Source organism: Acidovorax sp. CCYZU-2555 (assembly GCF_018413525.1).
Lineage (GTDB): Bacteria > Pseudomonadota > Gammaproteobacteria > Burkholderiales > Burkholderiaceae_C > Comamonas.
Genome location: NZ_JAHCDD010000039.1, coordinates 14,985 through 33,805 on the forward strand (window position 1 = coordinate 14,985; position 18,821 = coordinate 33,805).

Below are 18,821 nucleotides of genomic sequence, written 5' to 3' on the forward strand. Positions count from 1 at the left end.
GGCGGGTAGGGGGCAGGATCAGAAGCGGGTCTTGACGGTCAGTTGCACGGTGCGCGCTGCGCCTGCCGTGTAGAAGCCGCGGTACAGCGAATCGGCATACAGCTTGTCGCTCAGATTGGTGACATTGAGCTTGAGCGATGTCTTCTGATCGAAAGTGTACTCAGCCATGGCATCGATGGTCGCAAAACCGCTGGCCACCAGGGCGCGCGAACCTTCGGGGCTTTGCTTGCCGCGATACGTCAGGCCCGCACCCAGGCGCAGTTTGGGAGTCACTGCATAGGTCGACCAGACGCTGCCGCTGTGCTTGGGGGTCAGCGCAGGGCGATCGCCCCGGCCTTGAGCGCCCGTGCCCGTGGCAGCCAGGGTGCTGCGATCGATTTCGGCTTCAGGAATCCAGGTGTGGTTGTAGAAGATGTCCCACTTCGGCGTGATGTGGCCCGCGAGGTTGAATTCCATGCCGGCGGCGTGGCGCTTGCCCGACAGCAGGTAGCCTGGGTTGTCCGGATCGGTATTGCGCTCGTTGAACTTCTCGCTGTAGAACGCAGCAACGCCCAGCAACGCGCGTTGCTCGAACAGCTCCCACTTGCCGCCGACTTCGAAGTTGCGGCTCTTTTCGGGCGGCGTGTTGGCCAGCGACTCGGTGCTTGGAGTCGTTGCGCTGCCCGCAGTGGGGTTGGAGAACTGGTAGGTGTCGCCCGACGTGTTGTACGAGGTGCCGAACGACACATAGTACGAAGTCAGCTCATCGGGCTGGAAGATGGCGCCGACGCGCGGGCTCCACAGGCCTTCCGATGTCGAGTCGCGCAGCGCACCCGTGGCATTGCGGTAGCTGGCCTTGAACTGGTCATAGCGCAGACCACCGACCAGCTTGACGGTCGAAGTCAGCGACATCGTGTCCTGCAGGTACAGGCCGATGTTCTGCGCCTTGAACGTGTTGAAGGCGACGGGCGCGCGGTTGTCAGGTGCCGAAGCGCCGTTGTTGGGCGAGCCCACGGAGGTCAGCAGGCTGGGATTGGCGGAGGAGTTGCCGGCCGCGTTGGCGTAGTTGGCGTTGCGATCCGCATCGTCGTGGTAGTAATCCACGCCCGCAATGATCTTGTGCTTGTTGCCGCCCCAGTTGAACTCGTTGGTGTAGTCGCTCTGGATCTGCGTCATCGTGCTTTCGCCGATGCGACCCTTGGAGGTGCGCGTGAGCGGCGTGGCGCTGGTGATCTGGTCCAGCGACGTGGGGCGGGTGCCCGAGAAGCCGATCACGCTGGCCAGCAGGTCGCGCTCGTACTTGCCGTGGCGCAGGCGTGTCTGCAGCTCGCCGCCATCGTCGAAGCGGTGGATATGGCCCAGCGTCAGGTATTGCGACGAGGTGTTGAGGTGGTCGCTGTTGAGACCGTAGTAGTTCTTCGCGGGCAACGTGGGGATGATCTTGCCGTTGCTGGCGATCCAGGGCGAGTTGTAGTTCGGACGGCCCTTGATGTCGAGGTAGTACAGGCCGACGGAGAATTCGTCGCGCGTGCCAATGCCCCAGGCGAACGTCGGCGCAATGCCGCGCTTTTCCTGCTTGGCGCCGTAGTTGTCCGCGTCGTGGATCATGGCGTTGACGCGCAGCGCCGCGTTCTCGCCGGTCTTGAAGTTGAAGTCGCCTTGCGCACGGTTGTACTTGCCGGTGCCCAGGGTGTACGAGATTTCGTGCTGATCGATCAGCAGCGGTGCCTTGTTGACCTGGTTGACCACGCCACCCGTCGAGCCCTTGCCGAACAGCATGGAGGCCGAGCCCTTGAGCACTTCGACGCGGTCGTTGTTGAACGTGTCGCGCTCGTACAGCGGAGCGTCCTTCATGCCGTCGACGTAGATGTCGCCGGCCTGGCCCAGCGAGAAGCCGCGCAGACGCACATCTTCCTCACCCGTTTCACCGGCCTGGAACGTGACGCCGGCGGTGGTGCGCAGCACTTCGCGGAAATCGTCCTGGTTGCGGTCGTTCATCAGGCGTTCGGTGAACACCGTGACCGACTGGGGGATGTCCTTGATGTCCTGCTTGCCCTTGCCGACCGTGGTCTGCTTGATCAGCAGCGTGTCCTTGCTCTGCACTTCCAGGGCATCGCGCACGGTCACCGTGCCCAGCGTGGCCTCGGGCGCCTGGGCCCAGCTGCCAACCGAGGCGGCGAGCATCAGTGCGCCCAGGGGCAGCAGAGCTTTGTCGGAGGTGGACGCAGGGAAGGCGACGGGGCCGAGTTCGGCCGCCGTCATGGGCGCTGTTTTCTTCAAGATAATGCTCCGGAAATGATGTTGGACCCTCTATGAGAGTCGCTTGATTTTTGGACCGGAGAGCGGCGCGTGTGCCACTTCTGTCGGCCGGAGCGAATCATAAATAGAAATGGGATTAATTCGCATTGCGTAGTTTGTTTTTCGCAACGCTTTTGCCAAATTTCCCTTCGTACAGGCGAAAAAAAGCCGGCAAGCTGCCGGCTTTTCTAGGCGTGACGGAATTACTTCACGTGCTTGCCGATCAGGCCCGCCATTTCGAACATCGAAACTTGGGGCTTGCCGAACACTTCCTTGAGCTTCGCGTCGGCGTTGATCATGCGCTTGTTGGCTTCATCTTGCAGCTTGTTGGCCTTGATGTAGACCCACAGCTTGCTGATGACTTCCGTGCGTGGCAGCGGAGCCGAACCCACAACCGCGGCCAGGGCCGGGCTGGGAGTCAGCGGTTTCATGAAGGCGGCGTTGGGGGTGCGTTTCTTAGCGGGTGTCGCAGAAGCTGCGGCCGGTGCCTTCTTTGCAGTTGCCATGTTGCTTTTCCTAGTTGGTGATAATTCTTGACCAATGCCAAGCATGCGCTTCTTATCGGTTCAACAGATGCTACTGGGAAATTTTCTGCTTTCCAAGTAGCGCAAGCGCTTTTTTGCCTCGAATTGTTGCGCTAGTGCACTGTAAATGCCTCGGAACCCCCGGGGAAGTCTCTTTCACCCTCGTTTTCCCGGGGCCGGCGCGCGCTTTGTGGGCGCGCACCGGCTGGGCCATTAGGCACGCAAAGGCCTGTCGGCGCTCAGAATTTATGGTTGAGCGTGGCCGTGACGCTGCGCGGAGCACCCCAGGCGCCGTGGCTGTAGTAGCCAATCTGGCTGTAATATTTTTCGTCGAACAGGTTCTTGACGTTAACTTGTAACGAAGTGCGTGGATTGAACTGATAGCGCGCCATCAGGCTGAAAAGGGCATACGAATCCTGCTGCACGCGCTCCTGGCCGTTCGGGCCGTTGGCGATGGTGTAGTTGCTGCTCTGCCAGTTGACGCCGCCGCCCAGCGTCAGGCCGCTCAAGCTGCCGTTCAGGCGATAGGTCGTGAAGATCCGCAGCAAGGTGCGCGGCTGGTTGGTGTTGACGGCGGAATCGGCCGCGTCCTTGGCGGTGTAGTGCGTGAAGCCGCCGGAGATGTTCCAGCCCGACTGGATTTCACCCGACACGTCGATGTCCACACCGTTGCTCTTGACGCCCTTGGCGCCATAGTAGGCCTGGTCCAGGCCGTCGGGGATCAGGAAGTCGCCGTCCGCCTGCGCCAGGTTCTCCTGCTGGATGCGGAACAGCGCCAGCGACGTATTGAGCTTGCCGCCATACAGGCTGTTCTTGATGCCCAGCTCGAAGTTCTTGCCGACGATGGGGTCGAGGTAGCGGCCCGTGCGATCGCGCGCATCCTGCGGGTTGAAGATGCTGGTGTAGCTGGCGTAGGCCGTGGTGTTCTTGCCGAGGTCGTAGGTCAGTCCGGCATAGGGAATGAACTTCTGGTCTTCGCGCAGGTAGTCCGCATTGCGGTCGCGCCAGGTGCTGTAGCGCCCGCCGACGATCAGGTTCGTTGCGTCGTTGAGGGAGAAGCGCGCGGCGCCGTAGTAGCCCCGCTGCGTGACCTTGCCTTGGTCGAGGGTGCGCGTGGCACTCCAGTTGGGTTCGGGATAGGAGCCGTCCCAGCTGCTGTTGAACACCACGGGAGCGAGGTCCTGCGCCTGCTGGTAGTCGTAGCGGTATTTCTGCTCGCTGCTCAGCAGGCCGAATGTCAGTTCATGCTTGCGGCCCAGCAGTTCGATGGGCCCGCCGATTTGCGCATTGATGCTGTCCTGCGCGCGGTAGCCGTTGTAGATGCTGCCGATCGCGCGCATGCCGGTGGCGACATCGGGCCAGCCGATCAGGAAGATCAGCTTGGTGTCCAGCGCCTGCTTGCTGTGGGTCAGGCCCAGGTTGGCTTTCCAGTCGTTGTCGAAGCGGTGCTCGATGTTGGCGAACGCGGTTTCGGTCTGCGTGGCCCAATAGGTCCAGTGGGCCGCGGGCGTGGCCGAACGGTCCCAGTTGGTGCGCGAACCATCGGCGTACCACAGCGGGAATCCGCCCCAGGGCGTGCCCTTGGGGTCGTTGTCCTGGTAGTCGGCGCCTATGCTCAGCTTGGTCGAGGACGTCAGATCGGCGTCGATCACGCCGTAGAAGACTTTCTTCTTCACCGTGCTCAGGTTCACATACGAATCGGAGTCCTGGTAGGCGGCGACCAGCCGGCCGCGCACGCGGCCGTCGGCGGTGATAGGTGTGGAGAGATCGACCGAGCCGCGGTAGTTGCTCCACGAGCCCGCGCTCAGCGACAGCTCGCCCGTGAGCGCCTTGCTGTCGGCGCGCTTGCGCACCAGGTTGATCGACGCGGCCGGATTGCCGGCGCCGGTCAGCAGGCCGGTCGCGCCACGCACGACTTCGACGCGGTCATAGAGCGCGGCGTCGAGCTCGGCTTCGCCCGCATACCAGTTCGACGTGCCGGCCGTGGGAATGCCGTCGTACATGAAGTTCGTGATCGGAAAGCCGCGCGCGTAGTACGTCATGCGGTTGCCGTCGTTGATGCTGGCCGAAATCCCGGTGGTGTTGGCCAGCAGTTCGGTGAGGTTCTGCAGGCGCTGGTCCTCGATGCGCTGCTGGGTCACGATGCTCACCGACTGCGGCGTGTCCTTGAGCGAGAGCGCCAGGCCCGTGGCCGCCGATGTGGCGCGCGTGGTGTACGAACCCGTGCCTTCGGTGGTCGCCGACGGCACGGCCTGGGCGACCACGTTCACCGCGGCCATGGTCTGGCCCGAAGCGTCGGCGGGCAGGCGCTGGATGGTCAACGTATTGCCTTCGAACCGTCCCTGCAGGCCGCTGCCCTGGAGCATTTCGCCCAGCGCGCTGCGCGCGTCGCGCGTGCCCTGGATGCGCGGCGCCTGCTTGCCCTGCACCTGTTCGGGCGAGAAAGCGAGCTGCAGGCCCGACTGGTCGGCCAGCGCCTTGAGCGCGCTCGCCAGGGGCTGGGCCGGAATGTCGAAGCGCATGTCCTGCGCCATGGCGGACTGCAGGCTCAACGCGAAACCGAGGGAGGCGACGGCGCAGGCCAGACGGGTGCGGCGTGCGGGAAATTTCTTCTGCATGGATGGGACCTGGTTGGGTTGTTTCGGGCTCTCAACCTGTAAGACCCATGGAACGCAAAAACAGGGCAGACTTTTTTTCCAGGTCGCGCAGCGCGCGCTAGCGTCGGTCGATTTCCATGCCGCCACCGGCCTGTCGGTTGACGCGCACCGGCAGCACGTTGGGCAGCGATGCAAGCCAGCTGCGCGCATCGGCCACGCGCACCGTGCCGCTGATGGGCAGGTGGGCGACGGCGGGCGTGGCGCGCAGCGGCGCGGGCGAATAGCGCTCGACGCGCGCCAGTGCCTGGCCCAGCGGCACATTGTCGAAGTCCAGCTCGCCCTTGCGCCAGGAAGCAGGGCTCGCGACTTGCGTCGGCACGACGTTGTCGGGCTCGACGCGCAGGCTTTGCCCCGCGCTCAACTCGGTGGTCTGCCCATGGGCCTCGACGCGCACCAGGCCCGACTCGACCTGCACCGAGATGTTGTCGCCGCCGTCGATTTCGACGCCGAAACGCGTTCCCAGCACGGTCACCTTGGCGCCCAGCGCGTGCACGACGAAAGGCCTGGCCGTGTCTCTTTGCACCGCGAAGAACGCCGCGCCCGCGTGCAGCCGCAGCGCGCGCACATCGGCCGAAAAGTCGACGTCGATGCGGCTGAGCGCATCGAGCGTCAGCTCGGAGCCGTCGGGCAGGCTGCGCTGCAGCATGCGGCCGCGCAGCGTCGCGAGCGTGGTCTGGTAGCGCAAGGCCTCGCGCTGCAGCAGGTGCCAGATGGCCGTGCTGCCCAGGCCCACGGTGAAAACGCCCAGCAGGGCCGTGAGCGATTTGCGCCGGCTGCGCGTCTGCGCGGCGGCGCCGGGCCTCTTCGCTGCAACCGGCGACTGGCGCCAGGTGTGCAGCGCGTCCTCGATGCCGCGCGTGGCCTGCGTGATGTCGCGCTTGACGGTGTCGATCGAGACACCCAGGCGCTGGGCGATGTCTATCTGCTTTTCGTCGTCCAGGCCATGGGCCAGGTAGACCTCGCGCGCGCGCCGGCAGCCGGGCCAGCGCGCCTTCTACGGCGTGCACCGCCTGGCGGTACATCGCGGAGTCGGCCACGTCGGGCGCCTGGGCCGGCGACACGGCGTCGATCTGTGCGCATTCGGCGAGATGCGTCTGCATCCAGTGGCCGCGGCGCAGATGGTTCATGACCAGGTTGTGCGAGATGGTGAACAGATAGGCGCGCGGATCGTCCAGTGCCGCATCCTTCTCGGGTGCGCGCTCGGCGATGCGCAACCAGGTGTCGTGCGCCAGCGCACGCGCCTCTTCCACATTGCCGGTGCGGCGCGCGATGTAGCGCACCAGTTCGGCATAGTGTTGCGAGAACGCGCTGAGGAGGGCGTTGTGCGAAGGCGAGGAGGGTGTCATGGGCGCTGGAATCATATCTTATTGTGAGAATGATTCTCAATATGATGGCGCTCGGTGTGTACCGGGTCGGGTTGATAGGCGCGGTTGCAAAAAAATCGGAAAAAAGGCGGCCATTTTGGCGAACTGGGGTGTCAAGCAGTCCAGACACACCACTTTCGCCAGCGCGAGGTGTGCCGCCACAACACACCATTTGAGGGAAACCATCTGCCATGAGTCCGCATCCGTCCGTTCGCCCAAGCCTGCCGCGTCGCACCGCCTTCGCCGCCCATCTGTTGTGTGTAAGCCTTGCGGCCTGCGCCGCCACGGCCTTGCCCCATGCGGCATTGGCCCAGCCCGCGTCCGCCGCTGCGTCCGGTGCCGCCGCACGCAACTACAGCATTCCCGCGGGCCCGCTGGGCCAGGCGCTCAACTGGCTGGGGCGCGAGTCGGGCACGCTGATCACGTTTGCGCCCGAACTGGTCGCGGGCGTGCAATCTCCGGGCGCGCGCGGCAGCCTGACGCTGGAGCAGGCGCTGAACGCGCTGCTCGCGGGCACGGGGCTTGCGCCGGTCTCCAGCGTGGCGGGCGAATACACGCTGCAGCGCACGCCGGCGGCCAGCAGCCGCCCGGCCTCGAAGGACGCGATTGCGCTGGGAGAAGTGCAGGTCGTGGCTTCGGCCGAACGCGATGCGACGACGGAGGGCACGGGCGCCTATGCCTCCAAGGCGCCCAGCGCGACCTCCACGCGGCTGCCGCTCGAGTGGCAGGAAACGCCGCAGTCGCTGACCATCCTGACGCGCCAGCGCCTGGACGACCAGCGTCTGGACCGCGTGGACAGCGCGGTGGAAAGCGCGATCGGCGTGATCGCCTTTCGCCAGAGCATGGGCAGCGATCTGACCAGCGGCCTGATGTCGCGCGGTTTTGCCGTGGGCAACTACGAGGTCGACGGCATTCCCAGCTCGTCTTCGCTCAACACCGGCAATTCGACCGTGCTGTATGACCGCGTGGAAATCGTGCGCGGCGCCACGGGGCTGATGAGCGGCCTGGGCACGCCGGGCGCGACCATCAATCTGATGCGCAAGCGCCCGACCATCACGCCGCAGCGCAGCGTGAGCGTGGACGCAGGCAGCTGGAGTCGACATGGCGGCACGGCGGACTTTTCGGGCCCGCTCAACGCCAGCGCAAGCGTGCGCGGCCGCCTGATCGTCGACGCGCGCGAAGCCGACTCGTTCGTGGACCGCTACCGCAACAAGAACAGCACGGTCTACGGCATTGTCGAGGCCGATCTGAGCAATGCCACGCTGCTGACGGCGGGCTTGAGCCAGCAGCGCGATGACAACAGCGCTCCGCTGCGCACCGGCTTTCCGCTTTACTACAGCGACGGCTCGCGGCTGGTGCTGCCGCGCTCGTACAACAGCTCGCCCAACTGGAGCTATTACGACTCCACGGTCAAGAACGCTTTTGTCTCGCTGGAGCACCGACTCGACAACGGCTGGCGCGGCAAGCTCGAGTACAACCACCGGCAGTTCAGCTACGACGGCATCGTGAGCTACCTCAGCGGTGACATAGACCGCTCCACCGGGCTGGGCGGCGAGGTCCAGGCCGCGCATTGGAATGGCGCGCCCGAGGAAAACAACCTCGACGGCTATGTGACCGGGCATTTCCCCCTGTTCGGCCGCCAGCATGAACTGGTCGCGGGCTTCACGCTGTCGCGCATGCAGGCGCGCAATGCGCCGTCCTATGGCTGGTTCGTGAGCCGCTGGACCGGATATGACGGCGCGATCGGCGACATCCATACCTGGGACGGGAGCGTCACGCCGCCCGTGTTCACCTTGGCCAGCCACGGCGATACGCAAGTGCGCCAGCATGCGGCCTATGCGACTTCGCGTTTCAATCTGACCGACGACGCCAAGCTGATCGTCGGCGCGCGCGTCACCGACTGGGAGCAGACCACGGCGACGCGGCCGGTCAGCGGTGCGGCCAGCAGCACGCTGCAGCGCGAAACGGGCGTGGTGACGCCGTACGCGGGCCTGGTGTACCGCCTGAGCGATAGCTTGTCCGCCTACGGCAGCTATACCAAGATCTTCAAACCCCAAGGCTATGGCGTTTTCGACATCAACGGCCGCGGACTCGATCCCGAGGCCGGCACCAGCGTCGAGACCGGCCTCAAGGCCGATCTGCTAGGCGGACGGCTGCAGGCCAGCGCCGCGGTGTTCCAGACCAGGCTCGACAACAGCGCCATCCGTGATGAAAGCATCCAGGACACGCGCATCTTCATCGCCCAGAAAGGCCTGAAGTCGCGCGGGCTGGAGCTGGAGCTGGCCGGCGAGCTGGCCCGGGGATGGAACCTGAGCGCGGGCTACGCGTTCACTTCCACCAAGGATGCGCAGGGCGCGGACACGATGACGCAGATTCCGCGCAACAGCGTCAAGCTGTTCACGACCTACCGTGTGCCCGCGCTGCAGGCGCTGACGCTGGGCGGCGGGTTCACCTGGCAGAGCGCGAGCGGCTACTCGGGCTACTACATGGAAGGCAGCCATGCGGTCGCCAGCCTGCTGGCGCGCTATGAGATCAACCGCAACCTCACGCTGGCGCTGAACGTCAACAACCTGTTTGACAAGAACTACTACACGGGTACGGCGACCCATGCGCTCTACGGCGCGCCGCGCAATGCCGTGGCGACGCTGACCTACAAATATTGAGCAAGCGCATCCCCCGGGCGCAGGGGGGGCGCTTGTGCCGCTAGGTGCCGGCGAAATCATGCGCCGCCGCCAGCAACCATTCGCGCAGCCCGGCCACGGCATCGCTGGTCGGGCGCGAATCGGGTGTCACGAAGTAGTAGGCATTGGGCGAACGCAGCGAGTGCTTTACCGGAGAGAGCAACTCGCCCTTGGTCAGGTACTCCTCGACCAGAAAGCGCGGCACCAGGCCCACGCCCAGGCCGGCGCGCACGCCGCTGATGACCATGGTGTGGTGTTCGAAGCGCGCGCCGCCCATGGGGTTGGCCAGGTCAATGCCGGCGGACTCCGTCCACAGCTTCCAGTCGAGCGCGCGCGACGCGAGATGCAGCCGCGGCGCTGTGGCCACTTCCATTTCAGAGACTGCCGTTCTGCCGCCAAAGAAATCCGGGCGACAGACGACCACCGACTCCTCGCCGAACATCAGATCGGTACGCGCTCCCGGGTAAACATCCGTGCCGAAATGGATGGAGGCGTCATAGGGCGCGCCATCAAAGAAGAAGATGCTGGTCATGGCGCTGATGTTGACGACCACTTGCGGGTGCCTGGCATAGAAGTCGGGCAGGCGCGGAATCAGCCACTCGACGGCCAGCGTGGGCACGCAGGCCAGCTCGATGATGCCGCCGGAGCCTTCGTGCGCCATGACATCGAGCGTGTTGCGTTCGAGCTGCCCCAACACCTCGCGCACCTGGCGGCTGTAGGCCGCGCCGGCCGCGGTCAGCGTCACGCGCTTGTTGGCCCGCCGGAACAGCTCCACGCCCAGGAATTTCTCCAGCGCGATGATTTGCCGCGATACCGCGCTTTCGGTGATGAACAGGTCTTTGGCCGCGCGCCGCAGATTGAGGTGCGAGGCCGCGGCCTCGAATGCGCGCAGGCTGCTCAGGCTGGGAATGCGTTGTCTCATGCAGGCCTACTTGATGACTTTTGGTTGTCATTGTAAGTAAATAATTCGCTTTGGAGAGTTGGCTTGATGAGTAATGATGCCGGCCATCACTGCTCAGCGTGAGCGCGTGATGTCGGCGCGGAGCAAGCCGACTCCACCCATAAGGAAAACATAAATGAAGCGTCTCGTCCGTTCTCTCGTCCAGGCCAGCGTCGTTGCCGGCACCCTGGTTTCAACGCTTGCCATCGCTGGGCCTTTCCCTGAAAAGCCGGTGCGCATCATCGTTCCGTATCTGGCCGGCGGCACGACCGACATGGTGACGCGCGTGGTCGGCGACCAGCTGTCGCTGCTGTGGAAGCAGCCCGTGGTGGTCGACAACCGTCCCGGCGCCGCAGGCATGGTCGGCACCAGCGGCGCGGCCAATTCTCCGGCGGACGGCTACACGCTGCTGGTCGGCTCGGTCGGCGAGTTCTCCATCAATCCGACGCTCTATAAAAAGATCGCCTACAACGCCGATACCGACTTCGCGCCGGTCTCGCTGATTGCGCGCGTGCCCAACGTGCTGGTGATCTCGCCGGTGTTCGCCGAGCGCGCGCGCATCCAGACGCTGGCCGATCTGGTGGCTTACGCCAAAGCCCATCCCAAGAGCGTGAACATGGCTTCCGCCGGTGCGGGCACGTCGACCCATCTGGTCGGAGAGCTGTTCCAGCGCATGACCAAGATCGAGATGAGCCACATTCCCTACAAGGGCAGCAGCGCGGCGCTGGCCGACCTGATCGGCGGCAGCGTCGATGTGATGTTCGACAACCTGCCTTCGTCGCTGGCGTTCGTTCGCTCGGGCAAGCTGAAGGCGCTGGCCGTGACCACGGCGGCGCGCTCGCCCGCGCTGCCCGACGTTCCCACGATCGCCGCCGCCGCCGCGCTGCCCGATTACGACGCCGGCCCCTGGTTCGGCCTGCTGGCGCCCAGCAAGACGCCCGATGCGGTGACCAAGAAGATCAACGAGGACCTGGTGCGCGTTCTGCAAATGCCTGTTGTGCAGGCCAAGATGCGCGAAGCCGGTGCCGAGCCCAGCCCGACAACGCGTGCGGAGTTCGCTGAAGTGCTCAAGCGCGATCGCGTGAAGTGGGGCGACATCGTGAAGATTTCCGGCGCCACCGTGGATTGAATGGGCAATGGCGGGGCTGTGCCACCCGGCTTCAGCCCCGCCGATCTTTGGTTACATCATGAGCAATATGAACTACTCCGGCAACCCCTCCTTCGTCGGTTCGGACGAAGTCCGCGCGCGCTTCTCGCAGGCCATGTCCGCCATGTACCGCCAGGAAGTGCCGCAGTACGGCACGCTGGTCGACCTGGTGGCCGACATCAATCGCGATGCGCTGAACGCCGATCCCGTGCTGCATGCACGGCTCGAACGCGCGGGTGAACTCGATCGCCTCGATGTGGAGCGCCACGGCGCGATCCGCGTGGGCACGGCGGCTGAGCTGGAAACGTTGCGGCGTCTGTTCGCCGTCATGGGCATGGAGCCCGTGGGCTATTACGATCTGTCCGTGGCTGGCGTTCCCGTGCACTCGACGGCCTTCCGTCCCGTGGGCGATGCCGCGCTGCTGGTCAACCCTTTTCGCGTGTTCACTTCGCTGCTGCGGCTGGAGCTGATCACCGACCCGGCGCTGCGCCAGAAGGCCGCCGATATCCTGGCGCGCCGCAACATCTTCACGCCGCGGGCGCTGGAGCTGATCGCCCAGTGCGAAGCCGCGGGCGGCCTGTCTGCAGCGGACGCTGACGCTTTCGTGCAGGAAGCGCTGGAAACCTTCCGCTGGCACAGCACGGCCACCGTGGACGCCCAGACCTACCGCGCGCTGCAGTCGTCGCACCGCCTGGTCGCCGACGTGGTGTGCTTTCGCGGGCCGCACATCAACCACCTCACGCCGCGCACGCTGGACATCGACGCCGCCCAGGCCGCGATGCCCGCGCGCGGCATGGACGCCAAGGATGTGGTCGAAGGCCCGCCACGGCGCAACTGCCCCATCCTGCTGCGCCAGACCAGCTTCAAGGCGCTGCAGGAAACGGTGCGCTTCACCGACGACGAAGGCGCGCATACCGCCCGCTTTGGCGAGATCGAACAGCGCGGCGTGGCGCTCACGCGCAAGGGCCGCGCGCTCTACGACGCCTTGCTCAACGAAGTGCGCGACATGCGCAGTGCGGGCAGCGCCGCGGACGACTATTCGCAGCGGCTGGAGCAGGCGTTTCGCGCCTTCCCGGACGATCACGGCGCGCTGCAGGCCCAGGGCCTGGCGTTCTACCGCTACAGCCTGACGGCCATAGGCCAGGTGCAAGCGGGCGCAGGGGATGCCGACATCAGCCTGGAGCTGCTGCTGGCCCAGGGCTGGGTGCATGCCGATCCCATCACCTATGAAGATTTTTTGCCGGTGAGCGCGGCCGGCATCTTCCAGTCCAATCTGGGCGGCGAAGAGCAAAAGCAATACCAGGCGAATGCCGCGCAGCAGGCCTTCGAGGCCGCGCTGGGCGCGCGCGTGCACGACGAAATCGCGCTGTACGAAGCCGCGCAGCAGCGCTCCATAGCCCAGCTGCGTGCCGCATTGCGCGGCGCGCTGACGGCGGAGGTCGCATGAGCGTGGCTGGCGCAGCGGCCGACATGCCGGCGTTTGCCGCGATGTTCGCCCAGCCCGCGGGCTCGCCGATACGCGAGCTGTTTCCCTACCTCAGCCAGCCGGGAATGATCTCGCTGGCCGGCGGCTATCCATCGCCCAGCCTGTTCGATGCCGAAGGGCTGGCGCTGGCCGCGGGCCAGGCCATGGCCGGCGGCGCCCAGGCGCTGCAATACTGCGCCACCGAAGGCCTGGCGCCGCTGCGCGAGGCGCTGGCCGCCCAGACGCGCGCGCGCGGCATGCAGGCCAGCGCCGAGCAACTGCTGGTGACCACGGGCTCGCAGCAGGCGTTCGACCTGCTGGTGCGGGTGCTGATCGAGCCCGGCGATACCGTGCTGGTCGAAGTGCCGGCCTATCCCGCGACGCTGCAGGCCTTGCGCCTGGCGCAGGCGCGCATCGTGCCCGTGCCCATGGACGAGCATGGTCTGCAGACCGATGCGCTCGCCGAGCTGCTGCGCGAGCTGCCCGCGGACCAGCGCCCCAAGCTGCTCTACACCGTGCCCAGCTTCTCCAACCCGCGCGGCACGCTGCTCAGCGCGCAGCGGCGCGAGGCACTGGTGCAGTTGGCGAGCCGCCATGGTTTCTGGCTGGTCGAAGACGACCCGTATGGCGAGCTCAGTTTCGACGCCGCGGACGGCAGCACGCCGCCCATGCCCACGGCGCTGCGCACGCTGGGCGAAAAGCTGGGCGGCGCGGTCAATCCCGTGGTCTATCTTTCCAGCTTGTCGAAGACCGTCGCGCCGGCCTTGCGCGTGGGCTGGATGCTGGCCGATGCCGAGCTGCTGCGCCGCTGCACCATCGCCAAGCAGACGGTCGATCTGTGCACTTCGCCGCTGGCGCAGATGGTCGCGGCGAGCTACCTGCAAAGCGGCCGCTACCCGGCCACCGTGCAGCGCGCGCGTGCCGAGTACCAGCGGCGCATGCTGGCGCTGGTGCAAGGCATTGGCGCGCAGCTGGACGGCCTGGTGCATTGCGCGCCGCCCGCGGGCGGGATGTTCGTCTGGGCGACGTTTGCGCCGTCGATAGACCCGCAGGCGCTGTTCGATGCCGCCGTGGCGCGCCAGGTGCTGTATGTGCCCGGCAAGGCGTTCCATCCCGACAACGCACCGGTGCATGCCATGCGCCTGTCGTTCGCCGCGCCCGACGTGGCGCAGATAGAGCAGGCCGTGCAGCGCCTGGCCGCGGCCGTGGCCCACGCCAGGCGCTGACCACGCCCGGGGCGCTGCGATCAGGCTCGCCCCACGAAACGGTCGCCGGCGTCGGCGGGCAGGCGCAGCGCGCCGGTCAGCCCGGCGAGCGCGCACACGGCGGCGATCACCAGCGCCACCTTGTATTGCCCCGCGGGCGCGTTCAGCGCCAGCACGTCCAGCAGCACCTGGCCGAACTGCACGCAGATCGCGCCCAGCGTGATGCCGGCGGCCATGCTCACCTGCGAGATCACGTTGAACAAGCCGTTGGCGTCGGACATCTGCCGGTCGGGCACATCGGCGAACGCAATGGTGCCCAGGCAGGTGAACTGCATGGAGCGCGTCATGCCGCTGACCAGCAGCACGGCCACGGTGAAGGCCAGCGGCGTGTCCGGGCCCAGCAGCGCGCAGGCCGCGAGACTGGCCGCCGCGAGCACGCCATTGACCAGCATCACCTGCCGGTAGCCGAAGCGCCGCAGTATGGGCGTGGTCACTATCTTCATTCCCACGTTGCCGACAAAGACGACCAGCAGCAGCGAGCCCGCATGGAACGCGTCCATGCCGAAGCCCAGCTGGAACATCAGCGGCAGCAGGAAGGGCAGGCTGCCTATGGCCATGCGCGAGACCGAGCCGCTCAGCAGGGCCACGCGAAAAGTGGGAATGCGCAGCGGCGACAGGTCGAACATGGGACTGGCCGCGCGCTTGAAATGGCGCAGCGCCGCGGCCAGCAGCACGCTGCCCGCGATCAGCATGCCCAGGCCGGGCACGCCGGGCTCGGCCGCGAGTTGATCGAGCCCGGTCAGCAGCATGAAGACGCCCAGCCCGCACAGCACGAAGCCGGTCCAGTCAAACCGGCGGCTTGGTTCGGGCGCGGTCACGGGAATGAGGCGCAGCGCGAGCACGAACGCGGCGATGCCCAGCGGCACGTTGAGAAAGAAGATCCAGTGCCAGCTCGCATGGGTGGCGATGAAGCCGCCCAGCGGCGGCGCGATCACGGGCGCGACCAGCGCCGGCCAGACCAGGTTGGACATCGCGACCATGCGCCGTTCGGGCGGCGTGTGGCGCAGCACCAGCAGCCGCCCCACGGGCACCATCAGCGCGCCGCTCGCGCCCTGCAGCACGCGCAGCGCAACGAAAGTGTGCAGGTCGTCGACCAGGCCGCAGGCCAGCGACGTGAGCGTGAAGCCCGCGATCGCCGCCGCAAACACGCGGCGCGGGCCCAGGCGGTCGGCGATCCAGCCGCTGACGGGAATGAACACGCCCAGCGCCAGCAGATAGGCGCTCATCGCCACGTTCAGGCGCAGCGCATCGACGCCGAACGACAGCCCCATCTGCGGCAAGGCCGTGGCGATGATGTTGCCGTCGAGCACTTCCATGAACATCGCGCCCGTCACCAGCCAGGCCACCAGGCGCATGCGCATGTCTTGCGGCGCGTTCGGGGCCTGCGCGCCGGGCTGCGCTTGGCCCGCAGGTTTTGTTTGCTTGGTTGTTTCAGTCACTGTTATTGGCAGGCCCCGGCCGAGCAGGTCGGCGCGTCGCGCTGGCTATGGATTTCCAGGATATTGCCAGACGGATCTTCCCTGTAAAACTGCGCCAGGGTCTCTCGCCCGAAAAACATCCGCGCGCCGGCATGCCTGCGCTGCGCTGGCCGGCACTACGCCTGCTGACAAAAAACTCTTCCATGTACGCCCAAAAAGCGGCTTGCGGTCCGCCACAATGAAGCGTTCACGATCGGGAATCCCATGCAATCCACTCCATTTGCCTTCCTGCCTCTCGTCTTTGCGCTGGCCGCCGGCGCGCTCGCGCCCGGTGCGGCGACTGCCGCCAAACCTGTTGTGCACAAGAAACCCGCGGTCGAAGCGCCGGCGCCATTGGCTGGGCAGTCCGCTGTAGAGGGCGGCGTGCCGGCCATCCCCGCCAAGGCCTGGCTGCTGATGGACTACGATTCGGGAGAGATACTGGCCTCGGCCAACCCCGATGAGCCGCTGCCGCCGGCGTCGTTGACGAAGATGATGACCAGTTTCCTGGTCGAACAGGCGCTTCGCTCGGGCAAGCTCAAGGAAGGCGATCTGGTCTCGGTCAGCGAGAACGCCTGGTGCCGGGGCTCGAGCAGCGAGTCGTGCATGTACCTGCCGCTCAACGGCCAGGCCACGGTGATCGACATCCTGCGCGGCATCGTCATCCAGTCGGGCAACGACGCGTCCAAGGCGATCGCCGAACACATGGCCGGCTCGGAAGAGGGCTTCGCCAAGCTCATGAACGCCGAAGCCAAGCGCCTGGGCATGACGCACACGAATTTCGTCAACCCCACGGGCCTGCCCGACCCGGCGCACAAGTCGTCGGCACGCGATCTCGCCATCCTTGCGCGCGCGATCATCCGCGACAGCTCCGACTACTATCCGATCTACGCCGAGCGCGAGTTCAAGTACAACGGCATCAAGCAGGGCAACCGCAACGCCTTGCTCTACACGGACTCCACGGTCGATGGGCTGAAGACCGGCCATACCCAGGAAGCCGGCTACTGCCTGGTTACGTCCTCCAAGCGCAACGACATGCGCCTGATCACAGTCATCCTCAACACCAACAGCGCCAAGGCGCGTGCCGACGAGAGCCGCAAGCTGCTGGGCTGGGGCTTCAGCCGCTTCGAGAAGGCCACCCCCGTTCAGCCGGGCGCCGTGGTCACGAATGCCAAGGTCGGCTTCGGCAAGGCCGACACCGTCGCCGCGGGCCTGGGCGCGCCCTGGACGCTGACCGTGCCGCGCGGCCAGAAATTGCAGACGTCGGTACAGGTCAAGCCCGATCTGGAGGCTCCGGTCGCCAAGGGAGCGGTGATCGGCAAGGTGATCGCCGAGTCGAACGGCAAGCCGGTGGGCGAAGCACCGCTGATTGCGCAGGCCGACGTGGAGCGCGCCGGCTTCATGCTGCGCATGTGGCAATATCTGGTCAAGTAATGCGCGAGCGCCGAAGCGGCCAGGATGCGCCGCCGTCGGCCAGGCGAAGTGCGGCTCTTGGGGTGAGCGTATAGGGAAATTCCCGGTCTCGCATACAATACTCGCCCCACCCATCCGCCAGGTCGCCCTGCGAAAAACAAATGAGATCAGATACTTTTGACGCAGTCGCGACGTCCGCCAGCGCGCCCATTCCGAAGATCGGCTTCGTGAGCCTGGGGTGCCCCAAGGCTCTGACCGACTCCGAACTGATCCTCACGCAGCTCAGCGCCGAAGGCTATTCCACGTCCAAGACCTTCGAAGGCGCCGACCTGGTGATCGTCAATACCTGCGGCTTCATCGATGAGGCCGTGCAGGAAAGTCTGGACACCATCGCCGAGGCGCTGGCGGAAAACGGCAAGGTCATCGTCACCGGCTGCCTGGGCGCGAAGTCCTCGGCCGATGGCGGCAACATGGTGCGCCAGATCCACCCCAGCGTGCTGGCCGTGACCGGCCCGCATGCGACGCAAGAAGTGATGGACGCAGTCCACACCCACCTGCCCAAGCCGCACGATCCGTTCCTCGACCTGATTCCCGGTGCGTTCGGCGAAGCCGGCCTCAAGCTCACGCCCAAGCATTACGCCTATCTGAAGATCAGCGAAGGCTGCAACCACCGCTGCACGTTCTGCATCATCCCGTCGATGCGCGGCGATCTGGTGTCGCGCCCGATTGGCGATGTGCTCAAGGAAGCCAAGGCGCTGTTCGACGGCGGCGTCAAGGAGTTGCTGGTCATCAGCCAGGACACTTCGGCCTATGGCGTCGATGTGAAGTACCGCACCGGTTTCTGGGACGGCAAGCCCGTCAAGACCCGCATGCTGGAGCTGGTCCAGGCGCTGGGCGAACTCGCCGAGCCGCATGGCGCCTGGGTGCGTCTGCATTACGTCTACCCTTACCCCAGCGTGGATGACATCATTCCGCTGATGGCTTCGGGCCGCGTTCTGCCTTACCTCGATGTGCCGCTGCAGCACAGCCACCCCGATGTGCTCAAGCGCATGAAGCGCCCGGCCAGCGGCGAGAAGAACCTCGAGCGCATCCAGCGCTGGCGCGAGCTGTGCCCCGATCTGATCATTCGCTCGACCTTCATCGCCGGCTTCCCCGGTGAGACCGAAGAAGAGTTCGAACATCTGCTCGACTTCATCCGCGCCGCGGAAATCGACCGTGCGGGCTGCTTTGCCTACAGCGCGGTCGAAGGCGCGACCGCCAATGACATTCCCGGCATGCTGCCTATCGAAGTGCGTGAAGCCCGCCGCGCGCGCTTCATGGAAGTCGCCGAAGAGGTCTCGGCCAACCGCCTGCGCCGCCGTATCGGCTCGACCATGCAGGTGCTGGTCGATTCCGCGCCCGCGCTGGGCCGCAAGGGCGGCGTGGGCCGCAGCTATGCCGACGCGCCCGAGATCGACGGCGTTGTGCACCTGCTGCCGCCGGAGAAGATCAGCAAGACCATGAAGACCGGCGAGTTCACGCGCGCGCGCATCGTCGGCACGCAAGGCCACGACCTGGTCGGCGTGCCGATCTGATTTCCCGTGCGCAGCGGCCCAGTCCGCTGCGCACGGCGCAACGCGGCATAGCCGCCA

The 18,821-nt window shown here is 65.9% G+C and carries 13 protein-coding genes and 1 pseudogene; 7 read left to right on the plus strand and 7 right to left on the minus strand.

The annotated features are described in order from the left end of the window. Positions 1-18: 18 nt before the first annotated feature. From KHY18_RS14715 to KHY18_RS27105, 5 genes and pseudogenes are all read right to left on the minus strand, one after another. Positions 19-2,241 (minus strand): TonB-dependent receptor, encoded by a 2,223-nt coding sequence (locus KHY18_RS14715; protein WP_213301250.1) that lies wholly within the window; start codon positions 2,239-2,241, stop codon positions 19-21. 239 nt (positions 2,242-2,480) lie between these two features. Further along, positions 2,481-2,783, minus strand: a complete 303-nt coding sequence (locus tag KHY18_RS14720; RefSeq protein ID WP_159918033.1) for an SWIB/MDM2 domain-containing protein — start codon at positions 2,781-2,783, stop codon at positions 2,481-2,483. A 257-nt stretch (positions 2,784-3,040) separates the two neighbouring features. Further along, positions 3,041-5,419 (minus strand): ferric-rhodotorulic acid/ferric-coprogen receptor FhuE, encoded by a 2,379-nt coding sequence (gene fhuE / locus KHY18_RS14725; RefSeq protein WP_213301184.1) that lies wholly within the window; start codon positions 5,417-5,419, stop codon positions 3,041-3,043. 97 nt (positions 5,420-5,516) lie between these two features. Then, positions 5,517-6,191 (minus strand): FecR family protein, encoded by a 675-nt coding sequence (locus KHY18_RS27100; protein ID WP_349630298.1) that lies wholly within the window; start codon positions 6,189-6,191, stop codon positions 5,517-5,519. Between the two features lie 427 nt (positions 6,192-6,618). Beyond that, positions 6,619-6,819: pseudogene (locus KHY18_RS27105) on the minus strand (hypothetical protein); the annotation flags it as partial. Between the two features lie 194 nt (positions 6,820-7,013). Between KHY18_RS27105 and KHY18_RS14735 the strand changes: the two are divergent. Continuing rightward, the gene (locus KHY18_RS14735; protein WP_213301187.1) at positions 7,014-9,485 is read left to right on the plus strand and encodes a TonB-dependent siderophore receptor; all 2,472 of its coding nucleotides are present in this window, start codon (positions 7,014-7,016) and stop codon (positions 9,483-9,485) included. A gap of 40 nt (positions 9,486-9,525) precedes the next feature. On the opposite strand, the gene KHY18_RS14740 is transcribed toward KHY18_RS14735, so the two are convergent. After that, positions 9,526-10,425 (minus strand): LysR substrate-binding domain-containing protein, encoded by a 900-nt coding sequence (locus KHY18_RS14740; protein WP_213301190.1) that lies wholly within the window; start codon positions 10,423-10,425, stop codon positions 9,526-9,528. Between the two features lie 154 nt (positions 10,426-10,579). On the opposite strand from KHY18_RS14740, the gene KHY18_RS14745 reads away from it, so the two are divergent. The 3 genes from KHY18_RS14745 (at position 10,580) to KHY18_RS14755 (ending at position 14,281) form a co-directional block, all read left to right on the plus strand. After that, the gene (locus KHY18_RS14745; RefSeq protein ID WP_213301193.1) at positions 10,580-11,572 is read left to right on the plus strand and encodes a Bug family tripartite tricarboxylate transporter substrate binding protein; all 993 of its coding nucleotides are present in this window, start codon (positions 10,580-10,582) and stop codon (positions 11,570-11,572) included. A 67-nt stretch (positions 11,573-11,639) separates the two neighbouring features. Next, the gene (gene hglS / locus KHY18_RS14750) at positions 11,640-13,037 is read left to right on the plus strand and encodes a 2-oxoadipate dioxygenase/decarboxylase HglS (protein ID WP_213301251.1); all 1,398 of its coding nucleotides are present in this window, start codon (positions 11,640-11,642) and stop codon (positions 13,035-13,037) included. Continuing rightward, entirely contained in the window at positions 13,034-14,281 is a 1,248-nt protein-coding gene (locus KHY18_RS14755) for an aminotransferase-like domain-containing protein (protein ID WP_249729140.1), read from the plus strand. The genes hglS and KHY18_RS14755 overlap by 4 nt, the downstream gene beginning before the upstream one ends. A 20-nt stretch (positions 14,282-14,301) precedes the next feature. Here the strand turns inward: KHY18_RS14755 and KHY18_RS14760 are convergent, their stop codons facing one another. Beyond that, a complete protein-coding gene (locus KHY18_RS14760; RefSeq protein WP_249729141.1) occupies positions 14,302-15,681 on the minus strand; it encodes an MFS transporter in 1,380 nt (459 codons plus the stop codon). 125 nt (positions 15,682-15,806) lie between these two features. On the opposite strand from KHY18_RS14760, the gene KHY18_RS14765 reads away from it, so the two are divergent. The 3 genes from KHY18_RS14765 (at position 15,807) to rimO (ending at position 18,764) form a co-directional block, all read left to right on the plus strand. Then, positions 15,807-15,980: a hypothetical protein gene (locus KHY18_RS14765; RefSeq protein WP_213301196.1), complete on the plus strand. Its 174-nt coding sequence runs from the start codon at positions 15,807-15,809 to the stop codon at positions 15,978-15,980. A 22-nt stretch (positions 15,981-16,002) separates the two neighbouring features. After that, a complete protein-coding gene (locus tag KHY18_RS14770; RefSeq protein WP_213301199.1) occupies positions 16,003-17,211 on the plus strand; it encodes a D-alanyl-D-alanine carboxypeptidase family protein in 1,209 nt (402 codons plus the stop codon). Between the two features lie 140 nt (positions 17,212-17,351). Further along, entirely contained in the window at positions 17,352-18,764 is a 1,413-nt protein-coding gene (gene rimO / locus KHY18_RS14775; RefSeq protein ID WP_213301202.1) for a 30S ribosomal protein S12 methylthiotransferase RimO, read from the plus strand. Positions 18,765-18,821 lie beyond the last annotated feature (57 nt).

Excerpts from the sequence above, each read along its gene's own strand:
- KHY18_RS14755 (WP_249729140.1), top strand. The coding sequence starts at position 13,034 with ATGAGCGTGGCTGGCGCAGCGGCCGACATGCCGGCGTTTGCCGCGATG.
- KHY18_RS14735 (WP_213301187.1), top strand. The coding sequence starts at position 7,014 with ATGAGTCCGCATCCGTCCGTTCGCCCAAGCCTGCCGCGTCGCACCGCC.
- KHY18_RS14765 (WP_213301196.1), top strand. The coding sequence starts at position 15,807 with ATGGATTTCCAGGATATTGCCAGACGGATCTTCCCTGTAAAACTGCGC.
- KHY18_RS14720 (WP_159918033.1), bottom strand. The coding sequence starts at position 2,783 with ATGGCAACTGCAAAGAAGGCACCGGCCGCAGCTTCTGCGACACCCGCT.
- KHY18_RS14770 (WP_213301199.1), top strand. The coding sequence starts at position 16,003 with ATGCAATCCACTCCATTTGCCTTCCTGCCTCTCGTCTTTGCGCTGGCC.
- KHY18_RS14745 (WP_213301193.1), top strand. The coding sequence starts at position 10,580 with ATGAAGCGTCTCGTCCGTTCTCTCGTCCAGGCCAGCGTCGTTGCCGGC.
- hglS (WP_213301251.1), top strand. The coding sequence starts at position 11,640 with ATGAACTACTCCGGCAACCCCTCCTTCGTCGGTTCGGACGAAGTCCGC.
- KHY18_RS14715 (WP_213301250.1), bottom strand. The coding sequence starts at position 2,241 with ATGACGGCGGCCGAACTCGGCCCCGTCGCCTTCCCTGCGTCCACCTCC.
- KHY18_RS14760 (WP_249729141.1), bottom strand. The coding sequence starts at position 15,681 with ATGCGCATGCGCCTGGTGGCCTGGCTGGTGACGGGCGCGATGTTCATG.
- fhuE (WP_213301184.1), bottom strand. The coding sequence starts at position 5,419 with ATGCAGAAGAAATTTCCCGCACGCCGCACCCGTCTGGCCTGCGCCGTC.
- rimO (WP_213301202.1), top strand. The coding sequence starts at position 17,352 with ATGAGATCAGATACTTTTGACGCAGTCGCGACGTCCGCCAGCGCGCCC.
- KHY18_RS14740 (WP_213301190.1), bottom strand. The coding sequence starts at position 10,425 with ATGAGACAACGCATTCCCAGCCTGAGCAGCCTGCGCGCATTCGAGGCC.